The sequence below is a fragment of the Serratia sp. UGAL515B_01 genome, from assembly GCF_033095805.1.
Lineage (GTDB): Bacteria > Pseudomonadota > Gammaproteobacteria > Enterobacterales > Enterobacteriaceae > Chania.
On record NZ_CP109901.1, the window covers coordinates 2,905,494 to 2,921,778 of the forward strand.

Here is a 16,285-nt window from a genome sequence, read left to right on the forward strand (position 1 = left end):
AGTTTTTATAAAATTGCGAAAACGCTCAACCTTACCATTTATGAGGGGGGCGGCTCAAGGTAAGCGGAGGAAATCAATTACGGAAAAACCAGACTAAAACAAGGTGTGCAACATAATGATTTGTGTTGAAAATAAGATAATACGCCCTAAGCATCATGCCAGGGCGTATTTTTAGAGATTATTCAGACAACAGCTTGTTCATACGGCGGATAAACTGGTTTGGATCTTCCAGCGTACCGCGTTCGGCCAGCAACGCCTGATCCAACAGCAGGTCAATCCACTCGGCAAATTGTTGGTTATCACCCACGTCCGAAGCCCGCTTCACCAACGCATGGTCAGGGTTTAACTCGAAGATGTATTTTACTTCTGGCGCCGCTTGCCCTGCGGCCGCGAACAGTTTTGCCATCTGAGTGCTCATTTCATCGGCATCAGTGGTAACAATCGCCGGCGTGTCGGTCAAACGGTGTGTTAAACGCACGTCTTTCACTCGTTCACCCAATAGCGTCTTGACACGCTCGATGAATGGCTCAAGCTGTTTCTCGGCTTCTTTCTGCTCTTCGGTTTCATCTGCCAGTTTGTTCAAGGCTTCATCTGCTTTGCTGACAGATTGGAAAGTCTTGCCGTCAAACTCGGTCAGGTAGCTCATCATCCATTCGTCAATACGCTCGGAAAGCAGAAGAACCTCAATGCCTTTCTTGCGGAACAATTCCAGATGCGGACTGTTTTTCGCCGCTGCATAACTATCGGCAGTAATGTAGTAAATCTTTTCTTGGCCTTCGGCCATGCGACCAACGTACTCTTCCAGCGCAACCGTCTGTGCAGAGCTATCATTGTGCGTAGAGGCAAAGCGCAACAGTTTGGCGATAGCATCTTTATTGGCACCGTCCTCAGCTGGACCTTCTTTCAGCACTAGGCCAAATTGCTGCCAGAATTTCTGATAACCTTCGACATCATCTTTTGCCAGTTTATCCAACATCTGTAAAACGCGTTTGGTCAGCGCGCCGCGCAGGCTTTGGGTAACACGGCTGTCTTGCAAGATTTCACGGGAAACGTTAAGCGGCAGGTCGTTGGAGTCTATCAGGCCACGCACGAAACGCAGATAGTTAGGCATAAACTGCTCAGCGTCATCCATGATAAACACGCGCTGAACATACAGCTTAAGGCCGTGTTTATGGTCGCGGTTCCACATGTCCCACGGCGCTTGGGCCGGAATATACAGCAGGCTGGTATACTCCTGCTTGCCCTCAACACGGTTATGGCTCCAACTCAGTGGATCGGTGAAGTCATGGGCAATATGTTTATAAAATTCTTTGTACTCTTCATCGGTCACGTCTGACTTGCTGCGAGTCCACAAAGCCTGCGCTTTGTTAATCTTCTCCCAGGTGACAGTGTCGTCTTCTTCATTCTTAGTTTCGATTTCTACCGGTAGGGCAATGTGATCGGAGTATTTTCCAATCACTGAACGCAAGCGCCAGCCATCAAGGTATTCATCTTCGCCTTCGCGCAGGTGCAAGGTAATTTCGGTGCCACGATCGGCCTTGCTAACATCGGCGATGGTGTAATCGCCTTCACCGGCGGACTCCCAAAATACACCTTCATCCGCCGTTGCACCGGCTGCACGGGTACGTACTGTCACTTTGTCGGCCACGATGAACGCAGAGTAGAAGCCAACACCAAATTGACCTATCAGTTGGCTATCTTTCGCCTGGTCTGAACCTATTGATTCCAAGAATGCTTTGGTGCCGGATTTAGCAATCGTACCCAGGTTTTCAATCACTTCGTCACGCTTCATCCCGATGCCGTTATCAGCAATCGTCAGGGTACGTTTTTCTTTATCAAAAGAGAGGCGCACACGCAGTTCACCGTCACCCTCATACAGCTCTGGCTTGGAGAGAGCAAGAAAGCGCAGTTTGTCGGCGGCATCGGAAGCATTAGAGATCAGCTCGCGCAGGAAGATTTCTTTATTGGAGTAAAGTGAATGAATCATCAAATGAAGCAGTTGTTTTACTTCAGATTGGAACCCACGGGTTTCTTGACCTTTCATACTCATTGATAACCTCAAAAGTAGTAATGTTATACCCAATAAATTTCAAGTTGTGGCCAGACAACCCACTCGTGAGTCCCAGATGCTTAGATCAACCAAGTGTCTGGGGTGAAGGAGTGCAGTCAACAACGCCACAACGTGAAAGGCGAAGGGGATACGAACAATGGGGATCAAGTGGGGCTAACACTGAAGCTTTTCAAGCAGCTGACGGGAAAATTTTTAGCAATTAAGAACGGGGCTGGAAAAACGCCCCGCAGAGAAACATCAGAATTTGATCGCGTGACGACCGGCCAAAGAGTGTGACAGTGTAGTGCCGTCAACCATCTCAAGTTCACCCCCCACCGGTACACCATGGGCAATACGACTAGCAAGCACACCATATTGGCCGCACATTTCAGCGATGTAGTTCGCTGTAGCATCTCCTTCAACCGTTGGATTGGTCGCCAAGATAACTTCAGTGATAGTTTCCTTTTCCAGCCGCTGTTCCAGCCGGTCAAGACCAATATCACCAGGGCCAATACCATCCAACGGTGACAGGTGCCCCATCAGTACAAAGTAACGCCCGGCAAACTGCCCAGTCTGTTCAATAGCGTGAATATCCGCCGGACTCTCCACAATACAGATCTGACCATTTTGCTGACGACGTGGATTGTTGCAAATAGTACAGATATCTTGCTCGGTAAAGGTACGACAATCCGCACAATGACCAATCTCCGACATCGCACGAGTCAACGCTTGAGCCAGGCGCATTCCACCGCTGCGATCGCGCTGCAGCAACTGAAACGCCATACGTTGCGCCGATTTAGGCCCAACACCAGGCAGGCAACGCAACGCCTCCATCAGTGATTCCAGAAGCGGACTGGTCTGCATCAGAACGGCATCTTAAAGCCAGGTGGCAGTTGCATCCCGCTGGACACAGACGCCATTTTCTCTTTCTGAGTTTCTTCGATGCGGCGCGCAGCGTCGTTAAACGCGGCAGCGATCAGATCTTCCAACATCTCTTTATCATCTTCCATCAGGCTTGGATCAATTTCCACGCGGCGGCAGTTGTGCGCCCCGTTGATAGTGACTTTAACCAAGCCTGCGCCAGATTCGCCAGTTACTTCTAATTTGGCAACTTCTTCTTGCATCTGCTGCATTTTTTCCTGCATTTGCTGGGCTTGCTTCATCAGGTTACCCAGACCGCCTTTACCAAACATAGTCGTCTCTCATTGCATGGGCAGCACACTGTGCGCCGCGTTAAATAGGGCGAATACTCTCTTCATCCAGTTCTGCGTCGAAGAACCGGCACAGGGTCTGAATGTGGGTATCCGCAACAATCGACTGGCGAGCCTGCACCAGTTTTTCTTCATAAATAGCTTGCCGCCATTCCAGCGGTGTCCGCACCGCTGGATTATCGTCTTCTACCACGGTGAGTTCAACGGTGAAACCGTGCAATTCGCTTAGCGCCTCTGCTAACATCTTTTGCGCTGACGGTGAATTCAGATGACGTTGTGAAGACCGTAAGTGGAGGCAAATGTGGCCTGACGCCAACTGTTCTTTAAAAGCGTTCAATGCCAATTGCTGCACTAACTTCGGTATTTTCAGTTGGTCGATTTCTGCCGCCCAAGGGTCGCGTGCCAAAGATTCAACTACCAGTTTAGCTGACAATTCGGGCGTTTTTTCATGTTCAAGCGCCGTGCGTAACGCTTTTGGCGTTGCCAATGATTCCGTTACGGTTTCAGGCTCGGTTTGCGCCCGCCAACGATAGGCCTCAGGCTTGGTCGGTTTTTCTGCAACTTGCTTCTCAACCTGACGCTGTTGGCTTCGCTCGGTCACGGAAGCTAACCGCTCCAATGCCGCGGTTACCGGCTGCGCTTTTCCTGACGCCGCCGGCTCATTCTTTTTTGGTGTGGATGCTCCCTGCTGCCTTAGCAACTGGGTACGCGCCTTGAGTAATTGCGCGGTGGCATCGGGTAAATGCGTAGGTGGATGATTCTGTGCTGGTGCAACTTGCCCTAGCGGTGGTGGAGTATCCTGAAGATCAGATTGTGCCTCAATAACAATGTTCCCTTGCCGCTGTGCTACTTGTTCACTCGCCGTAAAGGCTGGCTCCGGAATAGTAGCTTTAGGGTGAAACGCCAGTGCACGTAGCAGGGTCATTTCAACACCCATGCGGCGATCGGGTGCATAAGCCAGTTCTTTGCGACCAACCAGCAACGTTTGATAATAAAGCTGTACGTCTGCTGGTGGTAACGTACGCGCCAGTACACGTAGCCGCTGTTCGATAACCGCAAAATGGTTATCCAGCATTGAGGGTAATAATTGCACCATGGCAACGCGGTGCAATAACGCTAGCGTTTCTACCAGCAGGCTTTCCCAATCCACACCGCGCGACGCCGCCTGGGCAACCTGAGCCATGACTTTTTCCCCGTCGGCACTGACCAAAGCCTCCAGAATAGCCAATGGCTGTTCATCGTCTAACGTACCGAGCATCTGGTTAACAGTGTCGGTGGTAACCTGCCCTTGTCCCATGGCAATCGCCTGGTCGGTCAAGCTTAGAGCATCACGCATGCTACCATCAGCGGCCCTTGCTAACAGTTGCAGCGCGCGAGCATCGCTGGCAATGTGCTCGGCTTGCAAAATAGTTTCCAACTGGGCGCGGATCTGGTCTACATCCATCGCCTTGAGGTGGAATTGCAGACAACGCGACAGGATGGTCACCGGAAGCTTTTGTGGGTCGGTGGTCGCCAGCAAGAATTTAACGTGCGAGGGCGGCTCCTCCAACGTTTTCAGTAACGCATTAAAACTGTGGCGCGAGAGCATGTGAACTTCGTCAATAAGGTAGACCTTGAAACGGCCTCGCGCAGGCGCATATTGCACGTTATCCAACAGATCGCGGGTATCTTCCACTTTGGTTCTGGAAGCCGCGTCTATCTCTATCAGATCGACAAATCGCCCTTGCTCGATCTCACGACAGTTATCGCATTGACCACAAGGTGTTGCGGTGATGCCAGTTTCACAATTCAGGCCTTTGGCCAGCAAACGCGCAATCGTCGTTTTGCCTACGCCACGAGTACCCGAGAATAGATAGGCGTGATGGAGCCGCCCAAGCTTTAGGCCGTTAGCCAGTGCAGTGAGGACATGTTCTTGTCCTACAACATCTGCAAACGTTTGAGGGCGCCACTTACGGGCTAGAACCTGATAGCTCATTAATACCGGAGATGTCGAGTGATCTGAAAAACCATGCTAACACAGCCCCGCGACGATCCGCGAGGCCGATATGGTATCAGGCTATCTCTTTCAATGTTAAGTGTTAGGGAAACAGTGAGTTAAGAAACACAGCATGGTTGATACAACACTACAGATCAATGGCCTGCAAAATTAACCAGACAGTAGCAGTCAATGCCCAGTTTATTCAGGCGCGTTTCGCCACCGAGATCCGGCAAGTTGATAATAAATGCTGCGTCTTTCACTTCACCACCAAGACGGCGGATGAGTGACGCGGTAGCCTCAATAGTGCCACCGGTAGCCAACAGGTCGTCTACCACCAACACGATGTCACCGGCCACGATGGCATCGGTATGGATTTCCAGTTTGTCAGTGCCATATTCCAACTCATAGCTTTCGCTTAGGGTGGCTCGCGGCAATTTCCCCGGTTTGCGTACCGGGACAAAGCCGACACCTAACGCCAGTGCTACTGGCGCTCCAAACAGAAAACCACGCGCCTCAGTACCAACTACTTTGGTGACGCCCGCATTACGGTAACGTTCAACCAACAGCTCAATGCTGGAAGCATAGGCAAGCGGGTTTTCCAGCAGGCTAGTCACATCACGGAACAGAATGCCCGGCTTAGGGTAGTCGGCAATGGTTTTGATACTGTCTTTAATATACTGAAGCTGCTGCGCAGTTGCGGTCATAGTTATTGCCTGATAAAACACTCTGATAACTTCCACACAGGCCTTCAACTGCCACCGTACTAAAGAAAAACGGCGGGAGGATACCTGCGCACGAAAACGCTCAAATCTATGCAAATTGCCAGATAAATGCAACCAATGCAGCACGATCAGCGCTGTTTTTGTTGCGGCAGGTCAATTACCGGCAGACGCAATATGAACGTCAGTAACGTAACCAGGATCGCTATAAGCACAATGCGGATCCACCAGAGCTTCACCAGCCACAATGAGACAGCAAACGTCAATACAATAACTAACGTTGCTTTCCACTTGACTCCTGGTGGTAAGGCTCGGTGCTGCTGCCAATAGCGCAAATAGTTACCAAACCTGGAACGGTATAGCAGCCAATGATGAAAACGGGGTGAAGAACGGGCAAAGCACCAAGCAGCCAGCAGCAGAAAGGGAGTCGTCGGCAATAACGGTAATACCACACCAAGTGTTGCCAACACTACGGCTAACCAACCTATAATAATCAAAAACCAACGTGTCATGCCTTTCCTTGCGCGCCATAATGACCAGGCTGTGTCCGTTACTCTGCTAATTGGCAGGTTTACCCAACGGGTACTTGTTTCATGCTCGTTTCACGGGCAAGCTTACGACTATAAATAATTCGAGTGGCAGTAATGCTGCTTGCAACGGCACCCAAAGACGCGAATAGCAAAGCCAACGCACATCTTATCTGAAGTATAATCTGTTAACCGCTTTATTGAAGGATCTGCCGTGAGTACGCACCGCCTGTTACAGACGCTTGAACAGCAAATAGCTGCATTAGCGAGCGAAATTCAGCCACGTGGTGATGTTCCAATCCCGCAGGCCAGGTTCGATGCGGTGCTTTTCTCCAGCCACGGTACGCGGTTGCGCGATTACCTGGCTGAGGTACATAGGAATTTTGCTCAGTTGCAAGCAGCGGTGAATGGTAACCGTAACGCTCATGTCGCTTTCCTGGCGGAAAAGCTGGTGGCCCAACTCACCGCGCTGCAACGCGAACTGGCAACCCTAACGTTGCGGCGTCAAAACCAGCCGAAAGAAGTAATGGACGTTGATCTTTATCACAAGCTTGCCGAACATCAAGACTATGAACGCCGTTTGATATCGATGATCGAAGATCGTGAAAGTCTACTCGGCCAGCAAACCACCTTTGCGGCACAAAAGAAATTACAGCAAGAACTGGCAACGATCGAAGGCAGGCTGGTACGTTGCAGGCAAGCATTGGCGCGTATTGAACGCAATATAGAACAAAAAGAAAACGGTTTTTGAATATTTATCACATTATTTTAATGATTACTCCCTTCCCTGCCACATGTTCTCTATACTCTGCAAAACGCAGTACCTATTTTCTTACACTCAAGTTTTTGCTAGCACGGGAAGATAATAGGTAATTACCATTACCCAGACGCAAACGTTGGCCTTATGTCGCTAGAAAATGCTTCACCAGAATTACAACTGGCGGTGGATTTAATCTACCTACTGGAATGTAACGAGATCGATCCTGCAACGGCGCTGGCTGCCTTGGATATCGTCAGAAGAGATTTTCAGGAGAAAATGCAACGTATAGGCATGACATCCCCCTATTTACCTGTTGTCCCTGTGGGCCAATAATAAAGACCTACAGGCATTTTCAACGATGTTCAAAATCTTAGGTTACCTTAAAGAGTATTACTGCCTGTCGCTTGTGCCCTCTTCACTTCTTGTACTTGACTACCCTGTTGGTTATGCAGGCACACCTCCAACTGATTGAAAGCAATGTTTATACCGTTTTCACGGCATAAACGCTCGATTGCTCGATTCAATTCATCCACGGTATAGCTGCGATCACACAACTCGCGCACGTATAAACGCAACTCATGATCCAGCGTGTTGGCACCAAAGTTATTGTCACTTGTCCCATGACACACCTAACGACCCCAACGCGGTTAACGTTCCCACTGCCGTAATCAAGTAAGTCAGGATCGTAGTAATGGCATAAAATGTCCCCTGCCGGAGTTGTAACCGCGACAACACCACAACTTCTAGCAGTCCAGGCAAGTTACGTGTCATCACGTAAGCAACAATCACTGCGAGAAGCGCTACCAGCATATTTCACAGTGTCACCGCTTGCGGTATCACATTGCCGGCAACGCTACAGGTGTAATGCCACAGTGAAATGCTATCAAGATACGCCTGCAACTCATGATTTAACGTTGATATGGTAATGAAGCGCCAAGATTACCACGCCAACTGACCTGCAACGGATAAGAAAAACGTGGAGGATGATAAGCTGCCAGGCTAAGGCTGTGCTTCTCAGTTTCAAATGAACGCCACAGACAGTTCATAAAGAGCACAGCCTGATGCGGATCAGAAAGTAAGTACTTTCTCCGCCGCGAGCGTCCATTGGGCCAGTTCCACCAGTGTGCCAATCTCAACACCATCTGCCAATGTCAAGTTGCTTATGCCTCGCGCATCAGAACACGTTTTACACAGTTTTACCGGTATCTGCTGTGCAGTGAGGATCTCCAGCATTTGTTGTAGATGATAACCTTCACGCGGTTGTTGACCAGCAATACCTGCCACCACAGCATCAGACATCAAAAAAAGTTTAAGATTGAGTGTGGGCTCCTGCTCTTTGAGGGTTATTGATAGCCGCAACGCATTGAATAACGACTCTTGGCCGTAAGCAGCACCGTTGGCAATCACTAAAACAGATGACATGACGTGTTCTCCTTTTAAATTTGTGTGCCTTTAAGCGCAGAGGATCCCACGCGCAAAGAGGGACTAAACTGCATCATTTCAATAAAAGTATCGATTAATACACCTGCTTCAGCTTTCAAATCAAAACCTTCAGGTGCAAACAACCAATTTTCCATCAGGCCAGTCACATAGGCTCTCATTACGATAGCCGCACGGCGAGTATGAAGATCGCCAGGAAGTTGGCCACGCGCCATACTATCAAGGAGAACACGCTCAATACGTTCATCATTTTCAAGGCATAACACCTTACGCGCTTCATGCAACGGTATCATTTCACCAATAAATTCGCATTTATGAAAAAGAATCTCCATCAATGCACGGCGACGGCTGTCAACAACCGTAGCGGTAAGAATGTAAATCAGAATTTCTCTTAGGATCCGTAGTGGATTATCAGGAAACTTTGCTTGATACTCTATTTCCAGATCACCTATTTTGGATTCTGATAGTTCCCAAACTTCGCTAAGTAGGTCTGACTTATTTTTGAAATGCCAGTAAATCGCCCCCCGCGTGACCCCCGCCGCGGTTGCAATATCTGTCAGCGATGTTGCTGAAACGCCACGTTCAGAGAATTCTCTCACCGCGGCGTCTATGATCTGCTGTCGTGTTTCTAGCGCCTGCTGTTTGGTTTTTCGTGCCATGACGTTGTTTTTTAGGAGGGGTATGATTTACATACATTCGCGAATGTATGTAACATAGCACGCACAATCAATTTACGCAGCAATGGGTTTAAAAGCTTGTGATCCATTGAACTATTTGAAATCGGACACTTGAGGTTTTTCTATGAACAAAAACAGAGGGGTAACGCCTCTGGCGGTAGTTCTGATGCTTTCATTAGGCCTAGTGCTTACGGGGTGTAATGACAAAGAAAACCAGCAACAAGGTGCCAAGCCCCCTACTCCAACGGTAGGTGTGGTGACATTGAAGGCTGAATCCCTCAATATTACTACCGATCTTCCTGGACGTACCTCTGCTTATCGCGTTGCCGAAGTTCGCCCTCAGGTAAGTGGCATAATCCTGAAACGCAACTTTACTGAAGGCAGCGATATCAAGGCGGGAGTTTCACTGTATCAGATCGATCCCGCTACCTATCAGGCGGCTTACAACAGCGCTAAAGGTGAACTGGCTAAAGCACAAGCCGCGGCTGAAATCGCTCGTCTGACGGTAAACCGCTATAAGCCGTTGCTGGGAACCAATTTTATCAGTAAACAGGACTTCGACACCGCTGTTTCTACGCAAACACAGGCTAATGCCGCTGTTATTGCTGCCAAAGCTGCCGTCGAAACCGCACGTATCAATCTGGCATATACAAAAGTAACCTCACCTATTTCTGGCCGTATAGGTAAATCTACAGTTACCGAAGGAGCCCTAGTGACCTCCGGTCAGGCAAACGCGCTGGCAACAGTACAGCAGTTAGACCCGATGTATGTGGATGTCACACAATCCAGCAACGATTTTCTTCGTTTGAAGCAGGAGCTGGCTGACGGCACCCTGCAACAGGAAAACGGTAAGGCCAAAGTGAAGTTACTGCTTGAGAATGGGCAAGAATATGCCCATGAGGGCAGGCTAGAGTTCTCCGACGTCACCGTCGATGAGACCACTGGCTCTATCACTATCCGCGCAATTTTCCCAAACCCTAACAATGGCTTACTTCCAGGCATGTTCGTTCGTGCCCGTCTGGAAGAAGGAATTCGCAGCGAGGCGCTGCTGGTTCCACAACAGGGTGTCACTCGTAACCCCCGCGGTGAAGCAACCGCGCTGGTCGTTGGTGCCGACGATAAAGTGGAACTGCGTACGCTGACTGCTACTCAGGCAATCGGCGATAAATGGTTAGTGACTGCCGGACTGAAAGCGGGCGATCGCGTTATTGTGACCGGCTTGCAAAAAGTCAAACCGGGCGCCCAAGTCAAGGTACAAGAGGCTGATAGCCAAGTGTCTAGCCAACCACAGACTGCGTCTGAACCCGCGAAGAAGTCTTAAAAAGGAGCCGGTAATACATGGCTAAGTTCTTTATAGATCGCCCTATTTTTGCGTGGGTAATCGCCATCATCATTATGCTGGCAGGTATCCTGTCGATAATGAAACTGCCTGTTGCACAATACCCTACGATTGCGCCACCGGCAGTGACGATTTCCGCTAACTACCGGGGGGCTGATGCTAAAACTGTGCAGGACACTGTGACACAGGTTATCGAGCAGAATATGAATGGTATTGATAACCTGTTGTACATGTCCTCAAGCAGTGACTCGTCTGGCAATGTTCAGATCACTCTTACCTTCGACTCGGGTGCCGATCCTGATATTGCTCAGGTACAGGTACAGAACAAGCTGCAACTGGCTATGCCGCTATTGCCGCAGGAAGTGCAACAACAAGGCGTTAGCGTAGAGAAATCAAGCAGTAGCTTCCTGATGGTGGCAGGCTTCATTTCTGAAGACGGCAGCATGACGCAGGAAGATATCGCAGACTATGTAGGTTCCAATATCAAGGATCCGATCAGTCGTACTTCTGGTGTAGGAACTGTGCAGTTATTCGGTTCCCAATATGCAATGCGTATCTGGCTCGACCCAAACAAACTGAACAATTACCATCTCACGCCTGGAGATGTCGTCACCGCTATCCGTGTCCAGAATAACCAGGTTGCCGCCGGTCAGCTTGGCGGTACACCGCCGGTTAAAGGCCAACAGCTAAACGCCTCAATCGTTGCACAGACCCGTCTGACTTCGCCGGAAGAGTTCGGCAAAATCATGCTTAAAGTCAATGCCGATGGTTCTCAGGTGCGTTTGCGAGACGTTGCCAGGGTTGAACTTGGCGGGGAAAGCTACAACGTGATTGCCCGCTATAACGGTAAACCGGCTTCTGGTATCGGTATCAAACTGGCTACCGGTGCCAATGCGCTGAATACATCAGCGGCTGTCAAAGCTGAATTGACCAAGTTAGAACCGTTTTTCCCGGCGAGCCTGAAAGTGGTTTACCCCTACGACACCACACCCTTCGTTAAGATTTCTATTTACGAAGTGGTAAAAACGCTGATCGAAGCGATTATTCTGGTGTTTATGGTGATGTATCTGTTCCTGCAGAACTTCCGCGCTACACTGATCCCAACAATTGCCGTACCCGTAGTGTTATTGGGAACATTCGCAATCTTAGCAACCTTCGGCTACTCGATAAACACCCTGACCATGTTCGCTATGGTGCTGGCTATCGGCCTTTTGGTAGACGATGCCATTGTGGTGGTGGAAAACGTCGAACGTGTTATGGCTGAAGAGGGTTTACCGCCAAAAGAAGCCACCAAGAAGTCGATGGACCAGATCCAAGGCGCTCTGGTAGGTATAGCACTGGTGCTATCAGCAGTGTTTGTTCCAATGGCATTCTTCGGTGGTTCAACCGGAGCTATCTATCGTCAGTTCTCGATAACTATCGTTTCGGCGATGGTACTTTCTGTTTTGGTCGCCTTGATCCTGACGCCTGCGCTTTGTGCCACAATGCTCAAACCGATCGCAAAAGGCGATCATGGCGCAACTACAGGTTTCTTCGGTTGGTTCAACCGCATGTTCGAGAAAAGCACGCATCACTACACAGACAGTGTGGCAAACATCTTGCGCAGCACTGGCCGTTATTTGGTGATTTATGTGCTACTGGTGGTCGGCATGGGCTTGCTGTTCATGCGTTTACCTTCTTCGTTTCTACCGGATGAAGATCAGGGGATCCTATTGACCATGGTGCAACTCCCTGCTGGTGCGACTCAGGAGCGTACCCAGAAAGTGTTGGACGAAGTAAACGATTACTTTCTCACCAAAGAGAAAGACAACGTTAATTCTGTGTTTACCGTTAACGGTTTCGGTTTCAGCGGCCAAGGGCAAAATACCGGCTTAGCCTTCGTCAGCCTGAAGGACTGGTCCGAACGCCATGGTGCGCAAAACAAGGTACCAGCCATTTCAGGGCGAGCGATGGGGGCATTCTCACAAATTAAAGATGGTATGGTATTCGCCTTTAATCTACCTGCAATTATTGAATTAGGTAGCGCAACCGGATTTGACTTCCAACTGCTCGATCAGGCAAACCTTGGCCATGAAAAATTGACCGAAGCTCGCAACCAACTGTTTGGTATGGCGGCAAAGCACCCCGACATGTTGGTCGGCATGCGTCCAAACGGTCTCGAAGATACCCCTCAATTCAAACTGGAAATTGACCAGGAAAAAGCGCAGGCACTGGGCATTTCCCTGAGTGATATCAACACCACCTTGAGCACGTCTTTGGGTGGAGCCTACGTGAACGATTTTATTGATCGTGGTCGCGTGAAAAAGGTCTATCTACAAGCTGAAGCCCCATTCCGTATGCTACCAGGGGATATTGATAACTGGCATGTGCGCGGTGCCTCCGGCCAAATGGTACCGTTCTCTACATTTTCCAGTGCCAAGTGGCAGTTCGGTTCGCCACGTCTAGAACGCTATAACGGTCTGCCATCAATGGAGATCCTGGGTCAGGCAGCTCCAGGTAGAAGTAATGGTGAGGCTATGGATCTGATGGAGGAGCTGGCTGCCAAACTACCCAGTGGCATAGGCTATGATTGGACCGGTATGTCCTATCAGGAACGACTATCAGGGAATCAGGCACTCTCGCTGTACGCAATCTCATTGGTCGTGGTGTTCCTATGTCTTGCAGCATTGTACGAGAGCTGGTCGATTCCTTTCTCGGTTATGCTGGTCGTCCCGCTGGGCATTGTGGGTGCGTTGTTGGCAACCACAATGCGTGGGCTGGAAAATGATGTTTATTTCAAAGTAGGCTTGTTGACCACCATTGGTTTGTCAGCAAAGAACGCGATCTTGATTGTGGAATTCGCCAAAGACCTAATGGAGAAGGAAGGTAAAGGCCTTATAGAAGCCACGTTGGAAGCCGTTCGCATGCGACTGCGCCCTATCCTGATGACTTCATTAGCCTTCATTCTAGGCGTATTGCCATTGGTTATCAGCAGTGGCGCAGGCTCTGGTGCTCAGAACGCAGTAGGTACTGGCGTTATGGGGGGAATGATAGCCGCAACCGTATTGGCTATCTTCTTTGTACCATTGTTCTTTGTCGTCGTTCGTCGTCGCTTCGGCAAGAAATCTGAAGATGTAGAGCACGCTCATCCGATTGTGCGGCACTGAAACCTTCTCTAGCTAAAACAAGGCCGCATCCCATGCGGCCTTTTCTTTGTCTACCGCTTTATGAATGAAAAAAGTTCTCATTAAATATTTTCTACTATTGAACATGAAACCGAGGAGATGCATAATATTTGTTATATTATAACATAACAGGTAGTTATTTATGAAAACAGGCATTCATCCTAACTATCGTACTGTGGTATTCCATGATCTCAGTGCTGATACTTATTTTAAAATCGGTTCAACCATCAAAACTGATCGTACTATCGAAATCGATGGGGAAAGTCTGCCTTACGTCACTATTGACGTCTCTTCAGCTTCCCACCCTTACTACACTGGCAAGCAGAAAGAGTTCTCGAAAGAGGGTAGCACTGCCCGCTTCCAACAACGTTTTGGTCGATTGATCGGCAGCAGAAAATAACGAGGGATTATTATGCAAGTCTTAAGTTCATTACGCTCAACAAAGAAACGCCATCCAGATTGTAAAGTTGTACGTCGCCATGGGCGCATCTATGTGATCTGTAAATCCAACCCACGTTTTAAAGCCGTGCAAGGCCGCAAGAAAAAACGTTAACCCCCACCCCAATACCATCTTTCATCAAGGCCCCGTGTTGTTTAACGGGGTCTCTATATTGATACAAGAGTCGTGACTACGGCTCCCAACAGGCCGAACTGAAAGATGACCTACACTACGCTATCAGCCTGAGAGATTGCATTACCATCTCGCGAGTTTCACCTCCCCATTACCATCTCGATCTTTCCCCAGCCTTCCATCTTCCGATTGAAGGTATATCCAAAGTGTGAAAAAAGAGTCATTCAACAAAAAATTTAACCACCGAGGAGAGAAAAAGAGTAAGATAGAGCGCTGTAAGTTATAGAACCAGATAACAAACGGCAACTAGACCAAGACGTCGTTTTAAAACAGGTCTATTTTTAGTAAAGCTATTAAAGAAATTTTCTGTTTTCCAGTAGACGGTGTTGATACCTAAATCAATAGCAATGTCTATTTTTTATTCAGAGAAAGTGTTTATTGCTGAAAATTATTAGAAATAATGAAGATTGATAATGTCAATAATAATTATTATTCAATGAGTTACTACCATCACCCGTCAATCTCTCATGTATACTTGGACATCAATAGTGACAAACACATTAATAACGCTGTTATTTTCACATTGAGGAAAAGGGTTCGCTTTTGTTGTAATCGGCAACATACGCCCTTCTACTAATGATGAATTGTAAGTTTAGGTAATAGTAAAAGGCCAGATGGTAAAAAATGATTTATATTTATTATACTGGAAGCTTAATAAGCCGCTACAAGTAACTCGCTTTTTTCGCTTATGGTGTAAGTCAATGTACTCACAGAGTGTTATCAACACCGAAATTAAGACTGACGGGGGATGATATGGATGAGTATTCGCCAAAAAGGCATGATATTGCTCAACTCAAATTCTTGTGTGAAAATCTGTATGATGAAGGCATAGCTACCTTAGGTGGCAGCCATCACGGTTGGGTAAACGACCCAACATCCTCTGTCAATCTCCAGCTTAATGAGCTGATTGAGCATATTGCTTCATTTGTAATGAGCTTTAAAATTAAATACATGGAAGAAAGTGATTTGTCAGGGGTAGTTGAAGAATACCTCGACGATACCTATACTCTGTTCAGTAGTTACGGTATTAATGACTCAGACTTACGCCGTTGGGAAAAAACCAAGGCGCGAGCATTCAGAATGTTCTCAGGAGAGAGCACCTGTACCACGATGAAAACTTAGGGGATATTTGTCCCCCGATCAATTCTACAGTTAATAAGATTAAAGGTTATCATGACTAAAATTGACTATCTGATGCGTTTGCGTAAATGCACCACGATTGAAACACTAGAGCGTGTTATTGAGAAAAACAAGTACGAGCTATCTAACGATGAGCTGGAGCTTTTCTACTCTGCAGCCGACCATCGCCTTGCCGAGCTCACCATGAACAAGCTATACGACAAAATCCCCGTTGCCGTATGGAAATATGTAAGATAATCAAAGCAATTCGTGTTGAGCCGATAATACTATCGGCTTCAAACTTTGACTAACTTCTTATTTTTAGACATTTTTAAAAAGTTGCTTCTTTGCAGGAAATGCTACAGAAGCAATTGAAAAGGGGTTTCAATTAATGATTGAAAACTCAGTTATACTCAGTATATTAACCTTACTTTGAGTTTTAACATCATATGTTGTGAATAAACAACGGACAATTTGTCATCATTCAAGTGTATTGTATATAGCTGCAGAAAATAACAATGTCCAATCCTGAGAGTGCCATCCTATGAGAGATTTTAAGAAAGCCGCCATGGTAACGTGCGATTAAATTGAGGTGGTAACTTTTCGCAATGACGATCCCCCTAGGCTGGTATTCCCTTTCGAAACTCATGATTACTTTACTTTAAAATAT

General features: G+C 48.0%; 17 protein-coding genes, 1 pseudogene and 1 other annotated feature. Of the genes and pseudogenes, 8 read left to right on the forward strand and 10 right to left on the reverse strand.

Annotated features, from left to right (window positions below; translation table 11 throughout):
- Window positions 1-178 precede the first annotated feature (178 nt).
- From htpG to OK023_RS13075, 6 genes are all read right to left on the reverse strand, one after another.
- A complete protein-coding gene (gene htpG, locus OK023_RS13050; protein ID WP_317697697.1) occupies window positions 179-2,044 on the reverse strand; it encodes a molecular chaperone HtpG in 1,866 nt (621 codons plus the stop codon).
- A 264-nt stretch (window positions 2,045-2,308) separates the two neighbouring features.
- Entirely contained in the window at window positions 2,309-2,914 is a 606-nt protein-coding gene (gene recR / locus OK023_RS13055) for a recombination mediator RecR (protein WP_317693149.1), read from the reverse strand.
- Complete coding sequence (locus tag OK023_RS13060; protein ID WP_004940264.1) at window positions 2,914-3,243, reverse strand: YbaB/EbfC family nucleoid-associated protein; 330 nt, start codon at window positions 3,241-3,243, stop codon at window positions 2,914-2,916. The genes recR and OK023_RS13060 overlap by 1 nt, the downstream gene beginning before the upstream one ends.
- 40 nt (window positions 3,244-3,283) lie before the next feature.
- Window positions 3,284-5,236 carry a DNA polymerase III subunit gamma/tau gene (gene dnaX, locus OK023_RS13065; protein ID WP_317693150.1) on the reverse strand — a complete coding sequence of 651 codons (1,953 nt, stop codon included), beginning with the start codon at window positions 5,234-5,236 and terminating at the stop codon, window positions 3,284-3,286.
- Window positions 3,887-3,951, reverse strand: a sequence feature (DnaX frameshifting element). Its footprint overlaps the gene before it by 65 nt.
- 155 nt (window positions 5,237-5,391) lie before the next feature.
- The gene (apt, locus tag OK023_RS13070) at window positions 5,392-5,943 is read right to left on the reverse strand and encodes an adenine phosphoribosyltransferase (protein ID WP_317693151.1); all 552 of its coding nucleotides are present in this window, start codon (window positions 5,941-5,943) and stop codon (window positions 5,392-5,394) included.
- Window positions 5,944-6,089: 146 nt separating this feature from the next.
- Window positions 6,090-6,470, reverse strand: a complete 381-nt coding sequence (locus OK023_RS13075) for a DUF454 family protein (RefSeq protein WP_317693152.1) — start codon at window positions 6,468-6,470, stop codon at window positions 6,090-6,092.
- Between the two features lie 229 nt (window positions 6,471-6,699).
- On the opposite strand from OK023_RS13075, the gene priC reads away from it, so the two are divergent.
- A complete protein-coding gene (priC, locus tag OK023_RS13080; protein WP_317693153.1) occupies window positions 6,700-7,236 on the forward strand; it encodes a primosomal replication protein in 537 nt (178 codons plus the stop codon).
- A 153-nt stretch (window positions 7,237-7,389) separates the two neighbouring features.
- A complete protein-coding gene (gene rsmS / locus OK023_RS13085) occupies window positions 7,390-7,578 on the forward strand; it encodes a pleiotropic regulatory protein RsmS (protein ID WP_317693154.1) in 189 nt (62 codons plus the stop codon).
- A 47-nt stretch (window positions 7,579-7,625) separates the two neighbouring features.
- Here the strand turns inward: rsmS and OK023_RS13090 are convergent.
- The 4 genes and pseudogenes from OK023_RS13090 to acrR all read right to left on the reverse strand — a co-directional run.
- A pseudogene (locus OK023_RS13090) lies at window positions 7,626-8,139 on the reverse strand (hypothetical protein); the annotation flags it as partial.
- 14 nt (window positions 8,140-8,153) lie between these two features.
- Window positions 8,154-8,291 carry a hypothetical protein gene (locus OK023_RS13095; RefSeq protein WP_317693155.1) on the reverse strand — a complete coding sequence of 46 codons (138 nt, stop codon included), beginning with the start codon at window positions 8,289-8,291 and terminating at the stop codon, window positions 8,154-8,156.
- Between the two features lie 22 nt (window positions 8,292-8,313).
- Window positions 8,314-8,667 carry a DsrE/DsrF/TusD sulfur relay family protein gene (locus OK023_RS13100; RefSeq protein ID WP_317693156.1) on the reverse strand — a complete coding sequence of 118 codons (354 nt, stop codon included), beginning with the start codon at window positions 8,665-8,667 and terminating at the stop codon, window positions 8,314-8,316.
- 14 nt (window positions 8,668-8,681) lie between these two features.
- Window positions 8,682-9,344, reverse strand: coding sequence for a multidrug efflux transporter transcriptional repressor AcrR (gene acrR, locus OK023_RS13105; RefSeq protein WP_317693157.1), 663 nt, complete (start codon window positions 9,342-9,344; stop codon window positions 8,682-8,684).
- A 142-nt stretch (window positions 9,345-9,486) separates the two neighbouring features.
- Here acrR and OK023_RS13110 point away from each other — a divergent pair, with 142 nt between their 5' ends.
- The 6 genes from OK023_RS13110 to OK023_RS13135 all read left to right on the forward strand — a co-directional run bounded on the left by OK023_RS13110 (window position 9,487) and on the right by OK023_RS13135 (window position 15,873).
- Window positions 9,487-10,683: an efflux RND transporter periplasmic adaptor subunit gene (locus OK023_RS13110; protein WP_317693158.1), complete on the forward strand. Its 1,197-nt coding sequence runs from the start codon at window positions 9,487-9,489 to the stop codon at window positions 10,681-10,683.
- Between the two features lie 17 nt (window positions 10,684-10,700).
- The gene (gene acrB, locus OK023_RS13115) at window positions 10,701-13,847 is read left to right on the forward strand and encodes a multidrug efflux RND transporter permease subunit AcrB (RefSeq protein WP_317693159.1); all 3,147 of its coding nucleotides are present in this window, start codon (window positions 10,701-10,703) and stop codon (window positions 13,845-13,847) included.
- 160 nt (window positions 13,848-14,007) lie between these two features.
- Window positions 14,008-14,265, forward strand: coding sequence for a type B 50S ribosomal protein L31 (locus tag OK023_RS13120; protein WP_317693160.1), 258 nt, complete (start codon window positions 14,008-14,010; stop codon window positions 14,263-14,265).
- A 12-nt stretch (window positions 14,266-14,277) separates the two neighbouring features.
- Entirely contained in the window at window positions 14,278-14,418 is a 141-nt protein-coding gene (gene ykgO, locus OK023_RS13125) for a type B 50S ribosomal protein L36 (protein WP_317693161.1), read from the forward strand.
- Between the two features lie 831 nt (window positions 14,419-15,249).
- The gene (gene tomB / locus OK023_RS13130) at window positions 15,250-15,618 is read left to right on the forward strand and encodes an Hha toxicity modulator TomB (RefSeq protein ID WP_317693162.1); all 369 of its coding nucleotides are present in this window, start codon (window positions 15,250-15,252) and stop codon (window positions 15,616-15,618) included.
- 51 nt (window positions 15,619-15,669) lie between these two features.
- Window positions 15,670-15,873, forward strand: coding sequence for an HHA domain-containing protein (locus OK023_RS13135; RefSeq protein ID WP_317693163.1), 204 nt, complete (start codon window positions 15,670-15,672; stop codon window positions 15,871-15,873).
- Window positions 15,874-16,285: the final 412 nt, after the last annotated feature.